Origin of the sequence: Sphingobacterium bovisgrunnientis (genome assembly GCF_009829085.1) — a bacterium.
GTDB lineage: Bacteria > Bacteroidota > Bacteroidia > Sphingobacteriales > Sphingobacteriaceae > Sphingobacterium > Sphingobacterium bovisgrunnientis.
This window is the reverse complement of the sequence record NZ_WUQY01000012.1, coordinates 32,877-58,273: the sequence shown is the minus strand read 5'-3', so window position 1 is coordinate 58,273 and position 25,397 is coordinate 32,877. Positions and strand designations below refer to the sequence as shown.

Annotated in this window: 23 protein-coding genes; 9 read left to right on the top strand and 14 right to left on the bottom strand. The window is 35.6% G+C overall.

The features are described 5' to 3' along the window. Position 1: 1 nt before the first annotated feature. From GOQ16_RS07825 to GOQ16_RS07815, 3 genes are read right to left on the bottom strand one after another with little or no spacing between them, the layout of a single operon-like run. The gene (locus GOQ16_RS07825) at positions 2-568 is read right to left on the bottom strand and encodes a chemotaxis protein CheB (RefSeq protein ID WP_149912967.1); all 567 of its coding nucleotides are present in this window, start codon (positions 566-568) and stop codon (positions 2-4) included. Then, positions 568-1,401: a CheR family methyltransferase gene (locus GOQ16_RS07820; protein ID WP_160068780.1), complete on the bottom strand. Its 834-nt coding sequence runs from the start codon at positions 1,399-1,401 to the stop codon at positions 568-570. Before GOQ16_RS07820 ends, GOQ16_RS07825 begins: the two co-directional genes overlap by 1 nt. After that, positions 1,389-4,784 carry a response regulator gene (locus GOQ16_RS07815; RefSeq protein ID WP_160068779.1) on the bottom strand — a complete coding sequence of 1,132 codons (3,396 nt, stop codon included), beginning with the start codon at positions 4,782-4,784 and terminating at the stop codon, positions 1,389-1,391. The genes GOQ16_RS07820 and GOQ16_RS07815 overlap by 13 nt, the downstream gene beginning before the upstream one ends. Positions 4,785-5,039: 255 nt before the next feature. Between GOQ16_RS07815 and floA the strand changes: the two genes are divergently transcribed. The 3 genes from floA (at position 5,040) to GOQ16_RS07800 (ending at position 7,427) form a co-directional block, all read left to right on the top strand. Further along, on the top strand, positions 5,040-6,017 hold the full coding sequence (gene floA, locus GOQ16_RS07810) for a flotillin-like protein FloA (protein WP_160068778.1): 978 nt from the start codon (positions 5,040-5,042) through the stop codon (positions 6,015-6,017). Positions 6,018-6,319: 302 nt separating this feature from the next. After that, positions 6,320-6,838 (top strand): KdsC family phosphatase, encoded by a 519-nt coding sequence (locus tag GOQ16_RS07805; protein ID WP_160068777.1) that lies wholly within the window; start codon positions 6,320-6,322, stop codon positions 6,836-6,838. 1 nt (position 6,839) lies between these two features. Further along, the gene (locus tag GOQ16_RS07800) at positions 6,840-7,427 is read left to right on the top strand and encodes a Maf family nucleotide pyrophosphatase (protein ID WP_204987451.1); all 588 of its coding nucleotides are present in this window, start codon (positions 6,840-6,842) and stop codon (positions 7,425-7,427) included. Between the two features lie 28 nt (positions 7,428-7,455). Here the strand turns inward: GOQ16_RS07800 and GOQ16_RS07795 are convergent, their stop codons facing one another. Then, on the bottom strand, positions 7,456-10,080 hold the full coding sequence (locus tag GOQ16_RS07795; RefSeq protein ID WP_160068776.1) for a carboxypeptidase-like regulatory domain-containing protein: 2,625 nt from the start codon (positions 10,078-10,080) through the stop codon (positions 7,456-7,458). Positions 10,081-10,161: 81 nt separating this feature from the next. Continuing rightward, positions 10,162-10,575: an HYC_CC_PP family protein gene (locus GOQ16_RS07790; protein WP_498365960.1), complete on the bottom strand. Its 414-nt coding sequence runs from the start codon at positions 10,573-10,575 to the stop codon at positions 10,162-10,164. A 312-nt stretch (positions 10,576-10,887) separates the two neighbouring features. Here GOQ16_RS07790 and GOQ16_RS07785 point away from each other — a divergent pair, with 312 nt between their 5' ends. Beyond that, complete coding sequence (locus tag GOQ16_RS07785) at positions 10,888-11,751, top strand: energy transducer TonB (RefSeq protein ID WP_160068774.1); 864 nt, start codon at positions 10,888-10,890, stop codon at positions 11,749-11,751. Positions 11,752-11,777: 26 nt separating this feature from the next. Here the strand turns inward: GOQ16_RS07785 and GOQ16_RS07780 are convergent, their stop codons facing one another. Together GOQ16_RS07780 and GOQ16_RS07775 are read right to left on the bottom strand one after the other, a co-directional pair. Beyond that, a complete protein-coding gene (locus GOQ16_RS07780) occupies positions 11,778-12,968 on the bottom strand; it encodes a hypothetical protein (RefSeq protein ID WP_160068773.1) in 1,191 nt (396 codons plus the stop codon). After that, positions 12,961-13,530: an RNA polymerase sigma factor gene (locus GOQ16_RS07775; protein ID WP_160068772.1), complete on the bottom strand. Its 570-nt coding sequence runs from the start codon at positions 13,528-13,530 to the stop codon at positions 12,961-12,963. The genes GOQ16_RS07780 and GOQ16_RS07775 overlap by 8 nt, the downstream gene beginning before the upstream one ends. 86 nt (positions 13,531-13,616) lie before the next feature. Here GOQ16_RS07775 and GOQ16_RS07770 point away from each other — a divergent pair, with 86 nt between their 5' ends. Further along, positions 13,617-15,506 (top strand): vWA domain-containing protein, encoded by a 1,890-nt coding sequence (locus GOQ16_RS07770; protein ID WP_160068771.1) that lies wholly within the window; start codon positions 13,617-13,619, stop codon positions 15,504-15,506. Positions 15,507-15,561: 55 nt separating this feature from the next. Here GOQ16_RS07770 and GOQ16_RS07765 read toward each other — a convergent pair whose 3' ends face one another. Continuing rightward, entirely contained in the window at positions 15,562-16,458 is an 897-nt protein-coding gene (locus GOQ16_RS07765) for an EamA family transporter (RefSeq protein ID WP_160068770.1), read from the bottom strand. A gap of 85 nt (positions 16,459-16,543) precedes the next feature. On the opposite strand from GOQ16_RS07765, the gene GOQ16_RS07760 reads away from it, so the two are divergent. Both GOQ16_RS07760 and GOQ16_RS07755 read left to right on the top strand, forming a co-directional pair. Continuing rightward, a complete protein-coding gene (locus GOQ16_RS07760; protein WP_160068769.1) occupies positions 16,544-17,095 on the top strand; it encodes a C40 family peptidase in 552 nt (183 codons plus the stop codon). Between the two features lie 192 nt (positions 17,096-17,287). Then, complete coding sequence (locus tag GOQ16_RS07755; protein WP_160068768.1) at positions 17,288-17,707, top strand: hypothetical protein; 420 nt, start codon at positions 17,288-17,290, stop codon at positions 17,705-17,707. Between the two features lie 55 nt (positions 17,708-17,762). Here GOQ16_RS07755 and GOQ16_RS07750 read toward each other — a convergent pair whose 3' ends face one another. From GOQ16_RS07750 to GOQ16_RS07735, 4 genes are all read right to left on the bottom strand, one after another. Further along, positions 17,763-19,139, bottom strand: a complete 1,377-nt coding sequence (locus GOQ16_RS07750; protein WP_160068767.1) for a nucleoside permease — start codon at positions 19,137-19,139, stop codon at positions 17,763-17,765. Positions 19,140-19,148: 9 nt separating this feature from the next. Continuing rightward, the gene (locus GOQ16_RS07745) at positions 19,149-19,775 is read right to left on the bottom strand and encodes a bifunctional nuclease family protein (protein ID WP_160068766.1); all 627 of its coding nucleotides are present in this window, start codon (positions 19,773-19,775) and stop codon (positions 19,149-19,151) included. Between the two features lie 102 nt (positions 19,776-19,877). Further along, on the bottom strand, positions 19,878-20,852 hold the full coding sequence (locus tag GOQ16_RS07740; protein ID WP_160068765.1) for an electron transfer flavoprotein subunit alpha/FixB family protein: 975 nt from the start codon (positions 20,850-20,852) through the stop codon (positions 19,878-19,880). Between the two features lie 20 nt (positions 20,853-20,872). Further along, the gene (locus GOQ16_RS07735) at positions 20,873-21,613 is read right to left on the bottom strand and encodes an electron transfer flavoprotein subunit beta/FixA family protein (protein ID WP_160068764.1); all 741 of its coding nucleotides are present in this window, start codon (positions 21,611-21,613) and stop codon (positions 20,873-20,875) included. Between the two features lie 140 nt (positions 21,614-21,753). Here GOQ16_RS07735 and GOQ16_RS07730 point away from each other — a divergent pair, with 140 nt between their 5' ends. Together GOQ16_RS07730 and GOQ16_RS07725 are read left to right on the top strand one after the other, a co-directional pair. Then, the gene (locus tag GOQ16_RS07730; protein WP_160068763.1) at positions 21,754-22,086 is read left to right on the top strand and encodes a tetratricopeptide repeat protein; all 333 of its coding nucleotides are present in this window, start codon (positions 21,754-21,756) and stop codon (positions 22,084-22,086) included. Positions 22,087-22,148: 62 nt separating this feature from the next. After that, positions 22,149-22,565, top strand: coding sequence for a copper resistance protein NlpE (locus GOQ16_RS07725; RefSeq protein WP_160068762.1), 417 nt, complete (start codon positions 22,149-22,151; stop codon positions 22,563-22,565). 48 nt (positions 22,566-22,613) lie between these two features. On the opposite strand, the gene GOQ16_RS07720 is transcribed toward GOQ16_RS07725, so the two are convergent. Next, entirely contained in the window at positions 22,614-23,747 is a 1,134-nt protein-coding gene (locus GOQ16_RS07720; protein ID WP_160068761.1) for a cysteine desulfurase family protein, read from the bottom strand. Between the two features lie 35 nt (positions 23,748-23,782). Beyond that, positions 23,783-25,393 carry an apolipoprotein N-acyltransferase gene (gene lnt, locus GOQ16_RS07715; RefSeq protein ID WP_160068760.1) on the bottom strand — a complete coding sequence of 537 codons (1,611 nt, stop codon included), beginning with the start codon at positions 25,391-25,393 and terminating at the stop codon, positions 23,783-23,785. Between the last annotated feature and the right edge of the window lie 4 nt (positions 25,394-25,397).

Genomic DNA, 25,397 nt, shown 5'->3' with positions numbered 1-25,397 from the left:
ATTAATTTAAATTTTTGAAAAATGAAAGAATTTCATCATCCTTCCAAACTGTAGGACTTTTTGTTTCACGAATTCCCGCCAAAGGCATAGTACGAATAATAGATTGCGCTGGATCCTGAATTATTATTTTACCCCCATAGTTTTCAATAACCCTTAATCCCTTTGCGCCATCACTATTGGCACCCGAAAACAAAAAAGCCGTGCATCGATCTGCATATACTTGTGCAGCTGTCTCAAACAAGACATCAATAGATGGTCTTGAATAGTTTATATGTTCTGAACAATCCAATGAAAATGTATTGTTAGGTTCAATCAATAAATGATAACCAGCTGGTGCGAAATAGACATGATTTTTGCAAATATCCATCTTGTCTATGACCGGTATTATGTTTTTATTTAATTTTCGTGATAGACTTTTCTCAATTTTTGTGTCATAGTGTCTATTTCTATGAAGTACTATACAAATAGCTGCTTCAAAATTGAAAGGCAACTGCTCTAATAATCCTGCAATCAGAGTATATGATCCAGCTGAACCACCAATTATAATTATATCTGACGCAATAGCCATTATTTTATTTTTTGGTAGATATTGTATTGTTTGTCTATTACTTTAAAATTTTTTTTAATGTCGTGTGCGTATAAGCTTTCTTTAGATCCTAAACATAGAAAACCAAACAAACTCAATGATTCATAAAATAAATTAAGTACTCGCTCTTGTAATTCTTTGTCAAAATAGATCATCACATTTCTACACATAATGAGTTGAAATTCATTAAATGCTCCATCTGAGACAAGATTATGCGTAGAAAACAGAACTTTACTTCGGTATTCTTTATTAATGATAGCAGCATCATACATCGCTGTATAATGGCTTGAAAAGTCTGTAACGGGCTTTGTTTGTAAATAATTCTCTGTGTAAGATTTGATTTTATTCAGAGAATACACTCCCTTACGCGCAATCTCCAATGCTCTTGGACTAATATCAGTTCCATAGATGAAGCTACGATCTAAAATGTCCATTTCGTTTAAAAGTATTGTTGTCGAATAAGCTTCTTCACCAGTTGAGCTTCCTGCACTCCATATACGGATTTGCGGATAGGTTTTTAGATACGGAATCACATTCTTTTTTAAGGATACATAAAATTGTGGATCACGAAACATTTCAGTTACGTTAACCACAAGCTCTTGTATGAAGTAATTATGAAAATCTTTTACATTCACAATTGCGTTTTTAAGATCAACCACATCCATTTTTTCAACTTGTAAAAAGCGCTCAATTCTTCTTTTAAGTGAAGATTTGGAATATCCTGACAAATCTATTTCCGTTACATTTTTGAGCAGATAAATGATGGATTCAAGATCATCATATTCAATTAAGATACTGTTATTTATCCCAACCATACTTGTAACAATGATGTCAATTTATCAATATCAATAGGCTTACTAACATAATCATTCGCCCCAATCTGAATTGATTTTTCTCTGTCACCTTTCATCGCTTTGGCTGTGACAGCGAGTATCGGCAAATTCTTATATTTTAATTCATTTCGAATAATTTGGATAGCTTCATAGCCATCCATTTCAGGCATCATAATATCCATTAATACGATATCTACACCATGATTTGGATTTTTCAATATATCAACTGCTTCTTTTCCGTTATTGGCAATCTCGATATTCATATCATAGTTTTGTAGACTAGTGGATAATGCGAATACATTACGCATATCATCATCTGCGATCAACACACGCTTACCATTTAAATTATTGGTCTGCGTAATAGTTGGTACTATTGCTGCAGGTTGATTAGCGTTGGTATTAAGCTTATTCAAAAACAAATTCACTTCGTCTATAAGTCTATCTCTTGATTTGTCTGATTTGAGAATGGTCGCTCTGGCATCTTTGAGAATTTTATCATATTGTTCTCTAGGTAATTCGTATGCCGTATTGATTATGATTGGAATTTGCGACAATGAACTATCTTCTTTGATTTTTTCAATTAGATCCAAGCCATTGCCATCGGGTAAGCTTAAATCTAGTATAATACAATCAATATTTTTCTCCTCATTTAATTTTGCCCAGGCTGAGTTTAACGAGAATGTTTGAATTACATTAATATTGTGACCAGCAAAAGAATTTTTAATATAATCGCTTTGAAGCTCTTGATCCTCTACTAAGAGAATTTTTTTAACAGATTTACTAAGATTAATATTAATATTCTCAAATGTACTCTGTATAGTATCTTCTGTCACAGGTTTGTGCATGAAGCCTATAGCGCCACGTTCCAAAAAGTCTTTTTTAGAGAATGTAGCAGCAGACATCATGTGAATAGGAATATGTTTTGTGCTGTCCGTGTCTTTTAATATACGTAGCACCTCCCAACCATCTGCAATAGGTAACATTACATCCAATATTATTGCACTTGGTAAATGTTTTTTTGCTAATTCTATACCCTTGGCTCCATCATGTGCTAATAGCACTTCATAACCATAGTCTTCCGCAAATCCTTTCAGAATATCAGCAAAATTTATATCGTCTTCAATAATCAATATTGTCTTACGATCTGCTACAGGAGTTTGAGCTTCTTTTTCCTCCTCATTTGCAACTTTAATATCTTCTTTTGGTAAGATGATAGGTTTTGGCGTAGGAGCTAAACTTCTTGTTTCTTTCTTATCTGACAATTCTGCTATCTGAACTGGGATGATTAGTGAGAATTTACTTCCAACTCCAATCTCACTTTCCAGTGCTATTCGACCGCCTAATAGGCTAGCAATTTCTTTACTGATGGATAGCCCAAGACCTGTTCCACCGTATTTACGACTCGTTGATCCATCTTCTTGTCTAAATGCTTCGAAAATTAAATCTTGCTTTTCTTTGGAGATTCCTTTGCCTGAGTCAATTACATCAAAGCAAAGGTTATTGGATTGTAAAGAGACTTTTAGCTGAACTGTACCATTTGATTCAGTGAATTTAAATGCATTAGATAGGAAGTTTTTAATAACTTGTTGTAGTCTATATTCATCTGAAAGAAATTCTTCAGGAACATCATTGTCAATAATAGTTTGAAATTTTATGTTCTTATCTTTCGCAATCGCCTTGAATAATTCTTCAATATCTTTGACAAATTCGCTAGATGAGATATTCTCAACATTTAAATCAACATGTCCTGCTTCTATTTTTGCTAAATCTAGCAACTCGTTAATCAATTCTAACAAGTCAGCCCCAGCATCATGGATTACTTTCGCATACTTAACTTGTTCTTGGTTTAAGTTTTGTTTTTTGTTGTCTTGAAGAAGTTTTGCTAAAATCAAAATACTATTTAGAGGCGTACGTAGCTCATGACTCATGTTAGCCATGAATTCTGATTTATATTTACTTGCCAATTCTACTTCTTGTATTTTTTGCTCTACGAGATTTTGTGTCCGGTTTAAATCTTGATTTCTAGACTCAAGTTCTTCTGCTTTTTTGTTTAATTCTAAGTTTGTCTGTGTTAGTTCTTCCTGTTGTACACGTAATTCTTCTTCCGAAGATTCTAACAAGTTAGTTTTATGTACTAATTCTTCATTAGTGATGCGTAATTCTTCTTGTTGAGCTTCTAGTTCTTCTGTTTGTCTTTGCGTTTCATCCAACAATTCTTGAACCAACAAGTGACTTTGTCCAAATTTAATTCGAGTTGCGATTGTTCTGCTAATCCGATTAAAATAGTCTTGTAGTCTATCCTTTAATTGTGCATCATAATCTGCCAATGCTATTTCAATCAACCCCAATGTAACACCATCGTGTACTAAAGGGCAATATAAAATAGAGTATGAGGAGTCTTTGATAAGTGTACTTTGAATGTTGAGGTGATCTTTTGGTTGATTTTCTAATACAATAATATCCTTATCTTCCGTGATTTTACCAAGGAAACCATCGCCTGAAATAAAATCTCTGATTGCTAAATTTCTATTTACGCCGTGATCTGCGCACAGTGTAAATACTGGAGAGTCAGGTTTACATACATAGATGGCAATGGCTGGAGTTTGTAAATGTTTATTTAATATGTTAATGACTACATGACATATTTCGCGCTCATCATCAAGACCACTGATTCCTTCAGATATGAGGGCACTTTTCTCTAATATCCAATTTGTGTTCTCAATTTTTACTTTTGCTTGAACAAATTCATTATTTATTGACGTAAGATTATCTGTCGTCTCCTTTAGCTTTTGTAACGTTTGAATTACTTTATAAAATGTGAATATAATGAAGATGATGATTAGTGTGATTAAAACAACTATTACAATCTTGGCTATATTAAAAGATTGTTCGTTATTCTCCATTTCAGCCACCCTATGCTCAACAACATCTTTAATGAATGTGTTTACAACAGTTAGTGTTTTCTGATCTTGTGCATTCCAATAAGCAATTAATTCATCTTTATCTGTGTAAATTGGATTTAAGGATGATTTTATTAAATCTTTTGTGTGGAGTTTTAATGGAATAACATATTCATTACCCTCCTTTGCTTCTTCTAATTTAGCAGTTTCTGTTTCTAATACTGTTGCTATATTTCGAATGTTTTGTTTTTGCGAATTAGGAGTTCGAGCCTCATCCATATTCGCATGAATCAATTCTTTTATGTGGGTATTGATTGATGTCGATATATATAATTTTTCTTGTGTATTACTAAGAATTTCTTCGTTCTTAGTCGTGAATACATTGATACTGTAAAATAAATAAGTAGCTCCAAATAACATAATTAGCAGAGATATTATACTACTCGAAATGAGCTGACTTTTCATTCTGTTATTTTTATTCATAATACGTTAATAAGTCTATTTTATACCATATTTATCATCATTAAAATAATATAAATGGCACTAATATGTTTTCAATAAAAGTAAGTAAACGTTGTGCAATATAAGTACAATGCAATAATAATTTAGATTTATATAAAAAATATAAAGAAAAACAGGATTTTTTATCGAAAAAATCGATAAAATAAAATTAATTAATATCTTTAGAAAAGTGATTATTGATTTAAATACATAATATTTATGAATCCTGAAATTAGTGTTATACTTACTATCGTAGGTGCAGTTGTAGCTTTATCCATCTTATTGTATTTACTACCTGTCAATTTGTGGTTTACTGCTCAACTTTCCAATGTGCGTATCAGCCTTCTTAATCTTGTATTAATGCGTCTGCGTAAAGTTCCACCTTCCTTGGTCACTAATGCAATGATTACATCCACTAAAGCAGGTCTAAGAATAACTACCAATGATATCGAAACGCATTATCTCGCAGGAGGTAACGTGAATAAAGTTATAAAAGCACTCATCTCAGCTGACAAAGCAAATATTCCATTAGATTTTAAATTGGCAACAGCGATAGACCTTGCAGGTCGTGATGTGTTTGATGCAGTGCAACTTTCTGTTAATCCTCAAGTGATCAATACACCTCCAGTTGCTGCTGTTGCAAAGGACGGTATCCAGTTGATCGCCAAGGCGCGTGTAACAGTTCGTGCTAATATCAATCAGTTGGTCGGCGGTGCAGGTGAAGAAACAATTTTAGCTCGTGTAGGTGAAGGTATTGTTACAACTATTGGTTCTTCGGTTGATCATAAACAGGTATTAGAAAACCCAGATCGTATATCGAAAACTGTTTTATCAAAAGGTTTAGACTCTGGTACTGCCTTTGAAATCCTTTCTATTGATATCGCTGATATTGATATTGGTGAAAATGTTGGTGCAAAATTGCAAACAGATCAGGCAGAAGCAGACTTGAAGGTAGCAAATGCTCGTGCAGAGGAACGTCGTGCGATGGCTGTCGCGACAGAACAAGAAATGCGTGCTAAGGCTCAAGATGCAAAAGCGAAAGTAATAGAAGCGGAAGCGCAAGTTCCTATGGCATTAGCCGAAGCATTTAGAAATGGTAATTTGGGTATTATGGATTACTATAGAATGCAAAATATCCAAGCGGATACGGATATGCGAACTTCTATATCTAATCCTAAAAGTTCGGATAAGAAATAATTGGTAAAAAACAAAACCTTGACGATGGGCGCCAAGGTTTGCTACTAACCAATTATAAACCTAAATTATGAAAAGACTCTTTTATGAACAATTCAGAATATTATTCCTGAGTTGTTGATACAAAGGTACTACAAGAATCAACACGTGTCAATACTTTTAGGTATAAAAGTTGTCCTAACAACTAGTTTGTGACAGTTTTGTGATTTTTTTGTATTATTTAGTCTCGTCCGACAAATAATATGTCCTTTTTGAATAAATATTTTTTTGTTTACTTGAGAATTAAGTAGTTACTTTGGCTTAATATGATATATTCAAAGTTGAAAAACATCAAATGCGTAGTGTTAGATGTCGATGGCGTATTAACGAGTGGAGATATTTTGGTAACAGATGAAGGTAGTCAACTTCGTACTTTTAATGTGAAAGACGGTTATGCTATTCAATACGCGATCAAACAAGGTTTAGATTTGTTTGTTATTACAGGTGCTAAATCACAAGGAGTTAAGCTTAGATTTGAAGGGTTAGGTGTTAAGGAAACTTTCTTAGGAATAAGTGATAAGTGGACTTTATTACAACAGCTTTTGGGAAAATACAACCATAATCCAACGGATGTCTTGTTTATTGGTGACGATATGCCCGATTATATCTGTATGCAGCAGGTTGGAGTTGCAGTAGCGCCAGCTGATGCGGTTGAAGATATTAAGAAGATCAGCGATTATGTTTCTAAACTAAAAGGTGGGGAAGGTGTGGCTCGTGAGATTTTAGAAAAAATGCTACGTTTACAAGGGAAATGGCATGCAGATGTATTAACTACAAGTGTTTAGCATGTTGGTAGATGCATTGAAAAATATAAAGGTGATTTTAGGTTCTCAATCACCACGCCGAAAAGAGCTTTTAGCATCCTTAGACATTGATTTCGAAGTCATTATTAAAAGTGTAGATGAAACAATTCCCGATGATATAATATCAACTGAAGCTGCTGAATATGTCGCTTTAAAAAAAATACAAGCTTTTAATCGGTTAGCATTTAATAATTCGTTAGTTATAACTGCAGATACCGTTGTCGTTGATGATGAGAACAATGTGTTGGGAAAGCCCAGTTGTGCAGAAGAGGCTATTCGGGTTTTAAAATCACTATCAGGAAATTCACATCAAGTTTTTACAGGTGTAGCACTACGTTATGGAGAACAAATTGAATCTTTTACGGAAGTTACTCGAGTTTACTTTTCTACGCTTAACAGTGACGAAATTCAATATTATGTAGATAAATATAAGCCTTACGATAAAGCTGGTGCCTATGGTATCCAAGAATGGATAGGTCGCGTGGCCGTGTCTCGCATTGAGGGTTCTTATGAAAATGTGATGGGGTTACCAACTGTAAAACTCTACAAAACCATTAATGAAATGATATAATATAAAAGGAGGCATCAGCCTCCTTTTATTATTTAATATGGTAACGGATACCCGAATAAAACATACGTCCTGTTAATGGTCCCCACAATAAGTTGGTGTCAAAATATTGTCCAAAAGGTTGATCAAATGCTAGAATTGGATCTTTCTGGAATGTATTTGATAGATTTTCGCCGCCTACATAAATAGTGAAGTTTTTATCCTTTCCAAATGATTTACTGATTTGTGCATTCATAGTAATATATGCATCAGAATTTGCAGCCAATTGGTATATATCTGGATTTGCTGTTGTGGACGGCAAACGTTTCGGACCTACTGTATTAAATGTATAATCAAAACTCCATCCGCTGTGCAAATTGTAAGCGAGATTCACAAAACCTCTGTGCTTTGCTGTCAATGGTTTCTGCAATCTGCCTTCTTTATAATCCGTTTGCACGTCTAATAATCTATATGCCATTCGCGCTTCTAGATGCGGTGCTGGCATAAAACGGAATTCTGCCTGTAAACTGTTAGAAAATGATTTTCCGTCAAGGTTATAAATAGATACTTCGCGCGGATTTTCCCAATCGACTACCACTTGATCTTGAAAATTGTTGTGAAATAGTTCTACTGAAATACCAGACTCGCGACCCAAGAATTGGAAATTTTGATCAATTGTGATCCCTGTATTCCATGAGACTTCAGGGCTTAGACCATATGCGTTATTTTGGTTTTGCAACGAAGTATAGTTTATCGACCGTGATGAAGCCAACATACTCATATTTTCTGCGAAAATATTTGCTGTACGTTGTCCTCTTCCTGTACTAAATCTAATGGTATTTCCTGTAAAAGGATTGTATCGAGCAACCAAACGTGGGGTCGTAAACCAACCATACAATGAATTATAGTCTTGCCTTAATCCTAGTACCATATCAAATTTTTCAGAAGGACTAAATGTATATTCCGCAAATACACCGGATACCGATTCTACGCGATCGAAGTTCCTAGCTTCTACATTTTCTTTGTATTTATCATAAGTTATTGATCCACCAACTTTGTATTTGTGTGCAACTGTTCCTATGATATCTTGAAAAATCAAATTAGCATATCCATTTGTTTGTTCACTGTCGTAATTGCGAAGACCAAAATAACTATCTTGTTTGTAGTTCGAGGCAGATAGCAATAAGCCAATACTTCTTAGACGATTCTGAGGAAATACGTAGCCTATTTTTGCAAAACCTTCTATACGCTCATTGTCAAATCCTAATCCGTAAATATCAGTTTTTCCTTTATCCCTGTCTTTATCAAAATCAACTTGACCACCTGTTCGATCATCTTTCAAGTATTTAATCCCGAATTGAGCGATAGTTCCTTTGCCATTCTCATAGTGCCATCTGTTGATACCGGAAAATAGATTTCCGACGGGAATATCTCTGAAACCGTTGTCACTGAAATTCATGTTTTTGTTATACATGAAATTGTCGTGAAGCAACAAGCCTACAGACCATTTCTCATTAATTTTCTGCGCTAAATTTAAATTGACATCTGTGCGTCCCATATTATTGGCGTACGCATTAAAATATAAACGTTCGGAATTGTGTGGTTTTTTCAATTCCACATTGATTTGACCAGCCATATTTTCATAACCGTTTACGACTGATCCGATTCCTTTACTGATATCAATTGATTCTATCCAAGTTCCTGCTATGCTATTCAATCCCAAAGGCGTCGCAAAGCCTCGAGGTCCTGGCAGATTTTCGACTGTCAATTGGGTGTAAATACCGCTAAGTCCCAACAATTGAATTTGTTTGCTGCCTGTTACAGCATCATTACTAACTACATCCACAGATACCGTAGTCTCGAAGCTCTCACTAAGGTCACAACATGCAGCTTTAAATAGCTCTTGTGCGGTTAATATCTCTGTTCTATTTGCGGATAAGGAATTAATATAGCTTGATTTTTTGCGGCGTGAAACGACCACTTCGGATAACACATTGTTTTGAGCATGAACCACTAATACTTCGTGGAGATTCTTTACCTCAATCGTGTCTGGCTGCATCCCTGCATAGGAAAATACAAGATTTTTATTTCCTTTTTCATGCTTAATTTTAAACACCCCATTTTCATTGGATGACGTTTGAAACTTAGGACCTTCAAGCCATTTTACGTTCACATTTGAAATTGGAGTTAGCTCAGCTTTGTTATCTTCATTTACCACTACACCTGTGATGATATGGTCGTGATCATGATCTTCCTCGTGTGCGTCTGTACCATTCGTCTTTGCGTGCGTTGCATGGTCGTGATCATGCGCATCACCTTCATCATGTTCGTGCGTGTTTTCACCTAATCTTTCGTAGACACAACACTCATGTAGCTTTTCATATACATCGTCTGGAGCTCTAAAATTAGGCGTATCATGGCCTGCGCTAGCGATTGCTTGTTGGATTTGCGCTAATTTTATTTTCGAAGAATTGTATTTAACCGTGATTTGATGATTTTCAACATTCCAAATCGCACTTTCTACACCTGATAAGGTTGCGGCTTTTTCGATTCTTTTTTTGCACATGCCACAATTTCCCGCAACTTCAAAAGTGGAAGTACTATCTGATTGCGCATAAATTGAGCTGGAAAGCACTGTGAATAGTGCTAATACGAATAACTTGATATAACTTTTCATTCTTAATTTTCTATTATTTAAATACAATAAAATTATAATTCAACTGCTGTTGATTATTTATTATGTTAATAATAGAAAATTCTAAATTCTAAAAATCCGATTTTGGATATATATGGGTGGAGATGAATCCGTATAAGAATAAAATAATTCAGTTTGCTGCTGTTTATTATAATCTTGTACGGGAATAATAAAGTTAACAATCCACAATAATGGCGTGATTGCTGGTGAAAAGTGTACAAAAGAAACTTGCTTTGTGTTGAAGTTTTTGTCGGTTAATTTATTGATATCTAGAACCGAATCTTTACATTCTCCCGCACAATGTTCATCCTTCTCAGCGGCTGATTTGTGGTGTTTCTCGCAGAAAGGACAGCTTTCTGTGTCTATTTGATTATAGAGACTAAGCATAGTCGCTTCTTTACATTGATGCAAATAAATATTACCACCTAAGGATACAAAGGTGAATATTATGCACACAAAATAAATAAGTAGTCTCATTGCGACAAACTTAATAAAAATTAAATTTATTTCTTTCATTAAATTATATATTTTTCTATATTAGAATTCTTGAAACCGATGAATTATGATACACTTATTCGATGATCCAAATGTGGCTGTAATAGGAATGCTAGGACTAGGAATTGCTGGTTTTGCGCTTGTTAAAGTCTATTCTAAGGTAATTTCCAAATTACACTAGAAATTTAAAAAACAATAGAAACTCTAGCTTAGGCTAGAGTTTTTTTATGGAATAATACGCGCTCTGACATCATATTGATATATAACAAATTTATAACCTTAATTGTTACTATCATGGTGTTTTTCAAATCATCGATTTATTCTAAAGATTGGATGGATATAGTATTTGCCAATCGAAATAAAGAATACGGCGCTTATCAATTGAGACAGATGTCTGGAAAAGCGACTAATATAGCTTTGCTCGTTGTTGTTACAGTCGTAGGTGGCTTGTGTGGTTTATCTTTTATCGATAAAGAGGAGAAAAGCTCATTAACATTGGACAACACATTTTCACCAACTGTCATGATTGAGCCTGAGACTATTTTGAAAGAAGAAATCGTCGAAGTTAAGCAAGAAGAGGCGAAAGTACAGCAAGTCGCAAAGGATGTTTCGGCGAAGGATCTAATCAAATTCACTGAGATCAATCCGACTGATAAATCCAATGTTAAGGAAGATATTACAGAGGAAAAGGAAGTGCTTGATAAGCAAAAATTACTTTCATCTTTTAATGCCAAAGGGCAGAAGGGGGGAGAACTAATTGCTAGAGGGACTTTTAGTACACACAAGCAAGAAGGTGGATCTATCGGTCGATCTATAGCGGATGAAGATGGAGAAGATGCGAGCGGGACTTTTACCACGGTAGAGATAATGCCTGAACCGAAAGAAGGTATGCCTGCATTTATACAGTGGATTGCAGCGAATTATATTTTTACACAAGCTGCGTTAGAAAATGATGTAAAAGGACTTATTCAAGTCAAGTTTGTAGTAGAAAAAGATGGGAGCTTAAGTTCCATTGAGGTATTGCGCGATATGGGGTATGGTACAGGTAAGGAAGCTGTGAGGTTGTTGCAGAAAGCAAAAAAATGGAATCCAGGTATTCAAAATGGAAGACCTGTACGTGTTACTTTCTCTCTTCCAATTCGTCTTAGTTTACAATAAAGTCAATATTTAATTCTGAAGAAGTTTTATTTATAAACTTCTTCAGAATTTATTCGAATAAAAATAGGATGGTTAGGATCTTTATTTTCCCAAGTTGGACCATTCATTAATATTTCTCTGATGTGTTGATTTATTATTTTATCGGATGATGATTTAATTTCAATAAGAGTTGGTTTTAGTGAGGCATCAAGAGAAAACGATATGTTCGCTTTATACGACGTTAAACCTTTTTTGTTGAGTTGCTCTTTTATATATGTATTAAATTTTGCCCAACCAATAATCGGATTACCATTTTGAATAGGTTTTGATATTATAGTTTCAAAAGTCTCCTTGCTAGATATAATACGTGAATCTGCACTAGCTTTATTTGCTAATGTATTCCCACTTATTAAAACATCGCTAATAGTACTTTCCGTTTGTTTTTCTTTTACTTCGACTTTATTGTCTTGCGCCTGACGAGCTAATATAGCTGTAAGATTTGCCTTTGTCTGAGGGTCGAGATCGAGTCTTTGTAAGTCGGCTTGAGTTTTTACTATAGAATTTGACGTTATCGGCTTTTGACTAGAGGAGCCTACTCTAGCATTCAAAACTTCTGTTTGAAATGCTGTGATGTCACTCTTGCCTGCAATTTGGATGATCTCTTCGTCTTGTTTTTTTAGATATCTGGGTCCTTCAATAATGACTTCCAATTTTGGTTTAGCAGAATAAGCCATTATTTTTTTTGGTGAAGGGGTCTCTTTTTTAGATGCAGTTTTCTCTCTTTTGATGGTTGGAGGAGCTGCGCTACTAATTTCCTCCGAATGGGAATCATCAGAATATGCAATTTGCGATGAATCAGGTATTAGGTTTTCTGTAATTTTATTTTCTAAAGGCACTATTTCCGGAGCTGTTTGAGCAAGCTCTACATGCGGCTCAGGTTTTAAAAAGTATAGTGCACCAGCAGCTAAAAGTCCAATAACCGAAGCAGCAACAGTTAACTTTCGAATATTAAAAATCTTGAATTCTTTCTTCTTTGCTGTGCGAGATTTAATTTTCGCTTGTAAATCACGCGCGGGATTTGCAGATTTCAGCGCTTTCTCTATTTCTAATCCTTCAATGATATCCATTAGCATCTCATCTGTATGCATAGCACGTTCAATCTCATACATTTGGGTAGGAGAGAGTTCGCCATTTACATATTGACGCAAATAATCGATATTTGAACTGAATTTACTCATCTGCTTTTTCCATGCAATTCTTTAAATTTCTTTTTCCGTTTTGAATATAACTTTTTACATCATTCATCGAGAAACCAGTAATTTCAACGACTTCTTTATAACATTTTTGATTGATAAAAAACAAATCAATGCTAATGCGTTGCTTTTCGGGAAGCTTCTCTATACAGCTTTCCAACTGCGATAATCGTTCCTCTTTTTCCGCATAGTTTTCTTGTGGATGCAAATTATGTGGAAATTCCACAAATTCCGATGTAGAAACTTCAATTTTATTTTTGCGCGCGCGCAATTCCATCAAGCAAAAATTCTTGGCTACCACATAAAGCCATTTCGGGAAATCTTGAATATCCTGTTTTTTTACTTTGACTATGAGTTGCTCGAAAAGTTGCATTACAGCATCTTTACTTTTTTCTTCTTCTTTGAAATAACGTAAGCAAACATAATACACCATCTCACTATGTCGTGCATATAACTCACCCAAAACCGCTAAATCTTCCGTGGACAAATATTTTGTCAACAAAGATTCATCAGATTCTAAAGAAGGGGATGAGTCATTTAGCTTCATAATCGGGGTGAAAATAATTTTTTTTTCTTGATTATGGAAATTTCATTTTTTCTGCATCCGTTAGGAAAATTAAATAAGGATTTAATATGAAAAGGCTACTAATATTATGTATGGTTCTATTTGCTATAGTAGCAAATGGCCAAAGTTTGATCGAAATCAAAGGTATTGTAATTGATAAAGATTCCAAAAATTCTATCGCTGGTGTATCCGTGCAGTCAAGTAAGAATAAAAATGTCCAAACCAATGAAAAGGGTGAGTTTTCAATCTCATCTTTCAAAGGTGATACGTTACGTTTTCAATTTTTAGGCTATAATACTTTTGAGCATATCGTTAAAAATGAAAAAATAATTAAGATATCTCTTGAACCAATAGCTAATACGATGGATGAAGTCGTGGTTGTAGGATATGGTACTCAAAAAAAGGAAACTTTAGTGGGATCAGCTAGTTATGTACAAGGAAATGTAGCAGGTTTGACCGTTAGTAACAATAAGAACGTAAGTGGGAGTAATTTAATGATTAGAGGAATAGGCAGAGTAGAGCAAAATACAGAATCTTATAAAGGTTTTGTGGAAAATAGTTTTGTCAGTCCGAACAAGGAAGCACTTTCAACATTCGCAGCAGATGTGGATGTAGCTTCTTACAATAATGTAAAAAGATTTTTGAACTCCGGAACTTTGCCTCCTGTGGACGCTATTCGTGTAGAAGAAATGATTAATTATTTTCAATACGATATGCCTTCGCCAGAAGGAAATAATCCAGTAGCTATTAAAACGGAATTGTCTCCTTCGCCTTGGAATAGTAAACACCAGCTTTTGCGCATTTCGTTAAAGGCTAAAGATATTCCGAAGGATAATTTACCAGCATCGAATTTTGTGTTTTTGATTGATGTTTCGGGATCGATGTATGATTCGAATAAATTGCCTTTGGTAAAATCATCTTTAAAATTGTTGGTGGATCAGCTTCGCGATAAGGATAAAGTTGCAATCGTAACCTATGCAGGAAATGCAACAGTTCGCTTGGAAAGTACTTCTGGTGGTAGTAAGATGAAAATTAAAGAAATCATCGACGGTTTGGAAGCTGGCGGGGGCACTGCTGGTGGTGATGGAATGAAAATGGCGTATTCCATAGCACGTAAAAATTTTCTTTCGGAAGGAAACAATAGAATCGTCATGGCTACGGATGGAGACTTTAACGTGGGTGCATCCAGTGATTCGGACATGGAAAAATTGATTGAGAGAGAACGCGAATCGGGTGTAAATATTTCTATCCTGGGTTATGGCATGGGGAATTATAAAGATAGTAAATTGGAACTTTTGGCTAATAAAGGTCGTGGAAACTATGCTTATATCAATGATATTTCGGAAGCGCGCAAAGCTATGATTTCAGAATTTGGCGGAACAATGTTTACGGTTGCAAAAGATGTTAAAATTCAAGTGGAGTTCAACCCGAAGTATGTACAATATTACCGTTTGGTAGGTTATGAAAATAGAATGATGGCTGCGGAAGATTTCAACAATGATAAAAAAGTAGGTGGCGATATGGGTGTGGGACATGTGGTGACAGCTATTTATGATATCATTCCGACTGGTGTCAAATCTGATGAGATTGGAAATGTTGATCCATTGAAATACCAAGAAAATAAATCAAAATCGATTTCTAATTCTTCTGCTGAATTAGCTACTGTGAAGTTCCGGTACAAAGATCCTCAAGGAGAAAAATCAAAATTGCAAGAGGATGTTGTATTGCACAATGCTGTCAAACCCATGAGTGCGGATTTCAATTTTGCTACAGCGGTAGCAGAGTTGGGGATGTTGTTGCGTAATTCTTCATACAAACAGCAAGCGAATTTTGATTCTCTTATCAAACGTGCGAAAGCAAGTAAAGGACAGGATGATGAAGGTTATCGTGCTGAATTTATCAAAATAGCAGAAAATGCAAAAGCTTTAATGAAAAGTAATGATTTGGTGCAGAAGTAAAATATAGTGATTCAAAAATGTCATGCTGAACAAAGTTAAGCATGACATTTTCTTTTTAGAGTGTGTTAGTTTTCTTCTTATAATTGGTCCACACGACTACAACAAGAATAAATCCAACACCGAGCCATTGCAATAGGGACACATTTTCATGCAATATGAAGTAGGACATAGCAACAGCTACAGGTAATTCGACTGCGCTTAAAATTGAACCCAATGCCAAATCGATTTTTGGCATGCCATAAGCAAATAGAAATGGAGGTAGAACGGTGCCGAACAACGCTAACAAAATCCCATATTTATAGATTTGTGTGTCAATATCGGGTTGAAATAATGTTATCGGTTGTAATAAAACTAAAATCATTAAAAAAGCTCCTGTGACCATCAATGCACTTTTCTGTACAGGTGGATAATCGTTTCCAACTTTTCCATTTACCATCAAAAATATGGCATACGCCAAAGCAGCAAATAGTCCATAAGCAATTCCTACTACAGAAATATCGTGAATCGAAGACTCAAGGGCACCAGTAGCAAATAATGTAGCAATCAAAATCAGGATAATTCCAATGCTTTGCTTTCTGGATGGTCTTTGTTTAAAAACAATGAAATTAATTAAAGCGCCTATCCAAATAAATTGCATCAATAATACGATGGCAATAGAAGCGGGAACAAGTTGTACACATTTGTAATATAGCACACTCACCACACCAGTCGAAATTCCTGAAATTATGATTTTCCAAAAGGGAGTTTTACGCGGATAATTTGAAAAATCAACTTTTCCAATTTTCATCATCATGAAAATTGTCCACAATATTATCATCCCCAACATGGCTTGCACACCCGTTACTTCACCCAAGGAAAAACCTGCAGCATAGGCTTTTTTTACAAAAGTAGATAATACGCCAAAACTTGCTGCGCCAATGAAAACAGCTAGAGCGCCTTGAAATTGTTTCATCTTGCAAAAATACCTAACTCATACGGATAAAAAGAATTAGCTGTTTCAGTTGTTTCATTTTGTTTTGGTATTTTAGACTATTATTATGAGACAAATTCAAATACTTATACTGCTGATCTGTGTGTTGTTGTTCTTAAACTCTTGTGGAATAAAGCGGAAATCTTCTGTTACAACAGCAAATAAAACAACAATTGAAAGATCTAATTCTGGCAAGAAAGCTGATGTTAAACAATATTATGCAGATTTATTGGGCACCAATCCAAAATTTTTAAATACTTCACTTTACGAGTTTGTGGATGAATGGATGGGAAGTCCGCATCGTTTGGGTGGGCAGACCAAATCAGGAATTGACTGCTCGGGTTTTGTAGGAATGGTATATCAACAAGTATATGGAAAAAACTTACCGCGTAGTTCGCGTGATATGGAAGAAGTGATTAAGCGGAAATATGATGACCAGTTAAAAGAAGGCGATTTGGTGTTTTTTTCGTTTGGAGGTAAAACGATAGATCATGTTGGCATTTATTTACACAATGACAAATTTGTACATGTTTCCACCAAACAAGGTGTCGTAATTTCTAATCTGAAAGATCCTTGGTATTACAAATATTTTACACGCTGCGGCACACCTGAATTATAATTAGAGTTGACGGAAGTAATACAAATGTCAATTGTAAGTACATAATCTACGAATACATTAATAGTGAAGACAATTTGTGTATTTTTGCCAGCATATTTTAATTAAGTCATGACTAGTAAATCAAAAAGAATCTTTTTAGCCATTTGTATTATTGTTCCATTTATTATTTATTGTTGGGTTTATTACTCTTCGATGATTAAAAATGCGCCTTATCGTTTTTCAGATTTTGAATCTATCGAATTGACTTTTGGTACACCGGATGAAATGTTGAATAAATATGATTCTAAAACTGCTGAATATCAATTTTTGACAAAAGATGATAAAGTGATAAAAGATACAGTGAAATTTAGAAAGGATGATTTGCTATACTTGCACCGCAAAGCGATGGAATTGGGATTTTGGAATGTGGATGATGATATGACTACACCAAGAGCAAATGCAGATGAAGGTAAAAATGTACCACGTTATATCTTGAAATATACGTATAAAGAAAAATCTAAAGAAGTTGTCCTGGACGCCGATTATGCCGGCACGCAAAAGATGAAAGATGCTGCTAAATCTACAATAGATGCAGTAATCACCATGATAGCAGAAGCACAAGCGAGACAATAAAGAATACATTTATAAAACAATAAAGGGGAAATCAGCTGATTTCCCCTTTATTGTTTTAATGTGTAATATTATCCACTTCTTGTGGATTGTGTTTGTGTTTGAATAGGATTGCAAAGGCAATTACTATTAATAATGTATATCCTGCAAATGTCAACCAGATGTTATGCCAATCCTTTAAATAAAGTACTTCGTTGAAAATCCCATCGTTGATGCTAATGCCTTTACTGTTTATAAACTCCAAAAATTTAGAATTATCTACTGTTGTTTCTAAGCGTTTTGCCAAGTCATTCACATTGCTGAATCCTTGTGTAAAATATTTATCGATCAACCAACCTGAAGAAATTGAGCCAAATACAGCACCAAAACCGTTGGTCATCATCATAAATAAGCCTTGCGCAGATGATCTGATTTTAGAATCTGTAGAACTTTCTACGAAAAGTGAGCCAGAGATATTAAAGAAATCAAATGCTAAACCATAGACTACGCAAGATAAAATAATCATCCAAAGTCCGTCAGAAGGATTGCCGAAGGCAAATAATCCAAATCGCAATACCCAAGCCACCATCGCAAATAACATTACATTACGAATTCCAAATCTTTTCAAGAAAAATGGGATAGCCAGAATAAATAAGGTTTCGGATATTTGAGAAATCGACATAATAATTGTTGAACCTTCTACTACAAGTGAGTTGGCATATTTCGGGTAAAAAGAAAATTCACTTAAAAATACATCTCCATATGCATTCGTCAATTGCAATGCTGCACCTAAAAACATGGAGAAGATAAAGAATAACGCCATTTTGTAATTGGCGAATAATTTGAAAGCTTCCAAACCTAAAAGTTCTGTCCATTTAGAATTTTCCTTTATTAAACGCTGCGGTGGACATTTTGGAATCACAAATAGTGAGTATAATGCCAGCGTGATAGATCCTGCTGCGGCAATGTAAAATTGAAACTCTGTCGCTTTATTTCCAGAAAGATTCGTAATCCACATAGCAGCTATGAAACCGACAGTACCCCAAACACGAACTGGAGGAAAGGCTTTAATTAAATCATATTTTGCTGCTGTGAGGGAAGAGTAAGCGATGGAGTTGGAAAGTGCTAATGTCGGCATGTAGCAACACATGGCTGCAAGCATAACATAGAAAAATGTGTTTGGATCTTCGACTCTAGCCAAATAAATCAAGCACAGGGCATATAGAAAATGTAAACAGGAATAAAGTTTTTCCGCATTGATCCAGCGGTCGGCTATTATACCAATGATAGTCGGCATAAAGAGTGATGCAATCCCCATTGTTGCGAATATGGTTCCAAACTGGGTACCATCCCAATTTTTAGTCCCAAACCAATAGTTGGCTATTGTAATTAACCATGCTCCCCAAACAAAGAACTGTAGGAAGTTCATGATGGTGAGTCTTAACTTGATAGACATAGTGTTATTTTATGATTTTCTTTTTTCTATTTCGTCGCGGATCTTTGCTGCGACTTCGTATTGCTCGTTTGCAATTGCTTTTTCTAGTGTACTTTCCAGTTGTTCTAATGTCAACGAGGCATAAGGAGAAACCTCTTTTGGCTTTTCGAACTCTTTTTTTGGAGATGGTGTTGTTACTTCTGAAGTGTTAGCGGAACTCAAATTTTCTAAAAAAGCGAAATCATTACTTTCGATAACGATTCCTGCAGACGACATGATGAAATCATACGTGTAGATTGGACACTCAAATCTAACTGCCAAAGCCACAGCATCGGAAGTGCGTGCGTCGATTTCATGTGTTTCATTCCCTTGGCTACAAATTAATTTCGCAAAGAAAATTCCATCTACTAAGTTGTAAATCAAAACTTCGTCAATGCTAATATTAAAAGTTTCAGAAAATGATTTGAAAAGGTCGTGCGTAAGTGGACGACTAGGTGTCATCTTTTCGATTTCCACCGCGATAGCCTGCGCCTCAAAACTACCAATGATGATAGGAAGGCGTCTGTTGCCATTTATTTCGCCCAAGACAAGTGCGTATGCTCCTGATTGTGTTTGGCTATACGATAAGCCAACAATATCTAACTTAAGTTTCTTCATCCGAACACCTTCAATGATACAAAGATGTGAATATTAATGCCAAAAAAAAAGTAGCACGCGCATTTTTTGTACGTACTACCTTAATTATAGATATGATTTTGTTTAGTTTCCTTTATATGCTTTTAACGCTTCTATCAATTTCGGAACTATGACGAAAGCATCGCCTACGATTCCGTAATCAGCGACCTTAAAGAATGGTGCTTCCGGATCTTTGTTGATGACCACAATAGTTTTCGATGAACTAACACCAGCCAAATGTTGAATAGCGCCTGAAATGCCTATTGCAATGTATAAATTTGGACTTACGACGATTCCTGTCTGACCGACATGCTCCGAATGTGGTCGCCAACCTGCATCAGAAACGGGTTTTGAACAAGCTGTAGCTGCCCCTAATACTTCCGCTAATTCTTCAACCATTGCCCAATTTTCTGGTCCTTTCATTCCACGGCCTGCTGACACAACGATTTCTGCTTCGGGAAGTGATATCTTATCTGTTGCACGAACAATATCTTTTACAATTGTTCCAAAATCCGATGCTTCTACAGGTGCAGAAAAATTCTCAACCTGTGCAGAGCCGCCAATCTCTTTTGCTGCATAGCCATTTGGATTTACCGTTATCACTTTTACGGCTGACTCTACAATGATGTTTGCAATAGCTTTATTTGAAAATGCAGTTTTCTTAATTTCAAATGTATCACCCGAAATCGTCGGAATAGTCGCTGCTCCAGATACTAAACCTGCTTCCAGTTTGGTCGCTATACGCGGTGCCAATCCTTTCCCACTAAAAGTGTTGGAAAGTACTACCACATTAGCATTTTGTTGCTTCGCTGCGGATGCAATGATAGCCGCGTAGGCTTGATTAACAAATGATTTTAAATCGTCATTGGATACATGTAATATTTTAGAAATACCATAAGCGCCCAATTTGCTCAATTCCTCTTGAGGAATATCCCCAATTGTGATACCTATAGCTTCTGTGCCTAATTGTGTAGCAATGTCTTTCCCGTATGTTGCCACTTCAAAAGCAGACTTCTTTAGTTGCCCTTCTGTATTTTCTATGTATACTAAAACTGACATAATCTTTTCTTTATTCTATGTTAGATAACTTTAGCTTCGCTGTGTAATAGATTCACTAACTCATTAATGTTGTTTTCGTCGATCAATTTTACGTTTCCTCGCGCTATCGGTGTGCTGTAATTATTGATTTTAGTCAATGGTTTGACTTCAATAGGTTCAACGACTTCCAAAGGTTTTGTTCGTGCTGCCATAATACCACGCATATTTGGAATTTTCGGTTCAGCAACCCCTTCTGCCGTACCCACTACTAAGGGTAATGATGCAGAGACAACTTCTTTCCCCCCCTCAATCTCACGTTCTATACTAGCTTGACTTCCTTCAATGTTTAATCCTTTAGCAATAGATACCGAGGGTAAACTCAAAAGTTCAGCAACCATTGCGGCAACTTGAGAACCATTGTAATCTATGGATTCACGTCCTGTTAATATCAAATCAAAAGAATGCTTTTTGGCATAATCGGCAATTTGATTAGCCACAAACCACGCGTCAGCTGGATTTGTATTTATTCGAACTGCATTATCCGCGCCAATAGCCAATGCTTTACGAATCGTTGGTTCGGTAGAGACTTCGCCCACAGTGATCACCGTTACAGTCCCGTTTGCACCTGAGTTTGTAAGTTCTATTGCTTTTGCCAAAGCAATTTCATCGTAAGGGTTTATGATATATTGGACTCCCGCTGAATTAAATTCAGAATTGTTATTCGTAAATGTAATTTTAGATGTAGTATCTGGAACATTACTTATACAAACTAATATTTTCATGTTTATAAGGTTTTGAATTAAGTTTATGTAGTTATGCTTGCTTATCAAATATAGACAAATAATTTTAATTTACTATGCAAGCATAGGAAATTATTTTGTAGAATATGTTCTTTTGTGTTGATATAGTTTATTTTTGTAGTATGAATCGAATTGAACAGTTAGAAGAGTTTTTGCGTGAAAGCCCACAAGATCCGTTCTTACATTATGCTTTGACCATGGAATTCCTAAAAGGTGATGATACTGCCAGAACACGTGCGGGCTTTGAGAATATGCTAACTAATTTTCCTGACTATGTTGGTAGCTATTATCATTTTGGAAAATTCTTGGAAAAATTAGGGGAATCGGAAAAAGCAGAAGAAGTTTATAAAAAGGGTATTTTAGTGGCTACAAAAATGCGCAATAACCATGCTAAAGGAGAATTGATGGGGGCTTTGAATATGTTACTTGGGATGGATGACGACGAAGATTGTTAAATTTTAAGAAAAAAAATTAATAACCAGTGTTTTGGTATTCTTTTTGAATAGCTTAAAACATTATGCGTTGGTTGTTATCTATATCGTTTTTGCTTATTCTGATAGCTGTTGCTCTTAGCTGTGTCAACAATCAGAAGTCTGTCGCGGCAAAGGATAAAACTGAAAGCATGGAGGTTTTATCAGCTAATTTGGCTGGATATTACAGTGGTGATTTACCTTGCGTTGATTGTGAGGCGATAAATACAATGCTCGAATTGCATAAGGATAACTCCTATGTTTTACGTTACATGTATGAAGGCAAATCCGAAGATCAATTTATAAAAGAAGGGGAGTGGTCGATCAAAAAAAATATGCTGACCCTGGAAGGTGTTGATTATCAGTATAAAATAAATCCGGACTATTTGATTCAACTTGATCTTGCTGGCAACGAAATCAAAGGAGATCTAGCTGAGAAGTATCAATTGTTACGAATCCGATAAATTTAAGTATATAACAACACAGGGTTGAAATTTTTCAGCCCTGTGTTGTTAATTGTGTTCGCAAATTTCTTTCAACTTCGCGACTACGGTATCAATTTCTTCTTTTGTATTATTCTTACTAAATGAGAATCTGACCGATGGTCTATCTGGATTGGCATTAATTCCACGTAAAACATGGGATCCGATGTCTGAACCCGAGCTACAAGCGCTACCGCCAGAAGCGGAAATACCAAAAATATCCAGATTGAATAACAACATATCGCTCATATCTGTACAAGGTAAGGAAACATTTAGTACAGTATACAAGGAATTAGCTGGATCAAGATTTCCATTAAATTGTATTGTCGGAATTGCTGTTTTTAGTGCGTCAATCATATAGCTTTTCAATCCTTGAATATAGGCATGATGCTCATCCATTTCGCGGTAAGCAATTTCCAGAGCTTTTGCGAGTCCGACAATTCCATACACATTCTCCGTGCCACCACGCATATTGCGTTCTTGTGCACCACCGAAAATTAGTGGTCTTATTTTGTTATTGCCATTAATATATAAAAATCCTACGCCTTTTGGACCGTGGAATTTATGACCAGCTCCGGTGATAAAATCAATTTTGAGCTCAGACAAATCATGCTTATAGTGTCCCATTGTTTGTACCGTATCCGAATGGAAAATAGCATTGTATTGCTGGCAGATTTCAGAAACTCTTTTGATGTCTGTAAGATTGCCGAGTTCGTTATTAGCATGCATTATGGAGACTAAACTGCGTGGATTTTTCGCCAACAATTCCTCCAGCTGATTTAAGTCAATATTTCCTTGTTCATCTAAGCGTAACAAATCCAACTGAATCTTGTCATTCTTTGCTAATTCTTCCAGTGTATGCAAAACCGCATGGTGTTCTATAGGAGTGGTAATCGCGTGAGTAATGCCGTATGCCTCAATCGAACGAACGATAGCCATATTATCTGCTTCTGTACCACCTGAAGTAAAGAAAATTTCTGCTGGTGAAGCATGTAGAAGATTGGCAATAGTCTTTCTTGCTTTTTCAACTATAGTTTTAGCCTGACGACCATGAGCATGAATTGATGAAGGGTTTCCATATTCATTTTTCATGGTTTCTACCATTACTTCAATTACTTCTGGGTCTAAAGGAGTGGTAGCGGCGTTATCTAGATATATGTGCATTCGGCAAAATTAGGCATTTGAAAAAAGTTTTCGAATTATTTTTTGTATTTCGAAATAATCAACAGAAGAAATGACAATAAACTACCAAATAACCCGAAATATACAATCAAATCTCCATTTTTTGTATAAAATGTCTTTTCGTCGTTTAAATTAATTTCTTGCGACAACGCAGTGGGTACCCACCATTCCGTATGCTGTACGATATCACCTTTTTGATTTATAAAGCCAGAAATTCCTGTATTTGCGGAGCGTGCTACCCAACGTCTATTTTCTATAGCGCGAAGTTTTGCATAAGCCATGTGTTGGTCTTTGCCCGAAGTATTTTTCCACCAACCATCGTTAGTCATTACAGCGATAAATTGCGCACCATTTTTTACATATTCTGCAACATAATCACCCCAAATGGACTCGTAACAAATTGTTGGTGCTGCACCTATTCCACTTTGAGAATATAACACTTTCGGCTCTGCATCTTTACCATAACCTCCTGTTGTGCCACCAAAATGATCGAACAATGGTGTCATAAAAGCCAACCAATCGCCAAATGGCAATTGTTCTACACCAGGAACAAGTTTTGATTTATGGTAATATTGTAAAATACTTGAGCCATCTATTAAGGTCGAACCATTGAAGCTATCTACATAACTCGCCCCAAATGGTCGTGAAGTGTTGGTCTGTTTATCTTGATAAATTCTGTAACTTTCGATTCCTGATAATACATTTCCGTTATGGTATTCGCCTAAGAAATTCACAATTCTTGTATAAGACGGGTATTGTCTAAAATCTTCTTCGTTAATACCTCCGCGTTCGGAAATGGCTGTTTCTGGCCAAACAAAAAACTCGGTATTGGGCTTCGCGACACTTTTCGAAAGCGTAATCAAATTTTCCAATTGTTCGGCTGGAGAAATGGATCCAAACTTTTGGTAAGGATCAATATTAGGCTGTACAACGACTATTTCCGAAGGATTAATAGGTTCTTCGTAGCTGTAATATTGAATTGCCGAAATTAAAATCGGCAAGGCGATGTAACCAATTCCTAATGAAAGAATAATCTTCTGCGAATATGCTTGTACCTTGTGTTTGTATTGCCAATAAAATAAGAAAGCCAAAATATTCACAATCCATATCCATAATGTACCGCCATAAACTCCCGTCACGCTGTACCATTGAATAATTTGATGAAAATTTGCGAATCCGTTTCCTAGCGTCATCCATGGAAATGCTAAATCCCATGTCTGGTGTAAGTATTCGTAGCCAATCCATAGTGATACTAGGCCTACAAAAGATATTAAAACAGATTGTTTTTTACGAAGTTCGTAATACATTCGAAATACAGTTGCCATAAGTAATGGTGCCAGTCCGAATGGGATGAGGGATATTAGAAGTGATACCCAAGATGGCAATACGGCATTCAATGAATTAAATACCCAATATATTGAAGCTGTGTTCCATACAAATCCTGTCAGAAACGATGTCCAGAATATTTTAGTTCCTTTTTTCGCAAGATCGCCACGAATAATATTTTCAACTGCTACCAATAAAGGAACAAAACCCACCAAAAGAAGTAGGCTACTATAGGGGATAGGAGGCCATCCTAACCAAAGAATAAAGGCACTTAAAAGTGCCAGTAAATAATTTTGTTTCACGTGC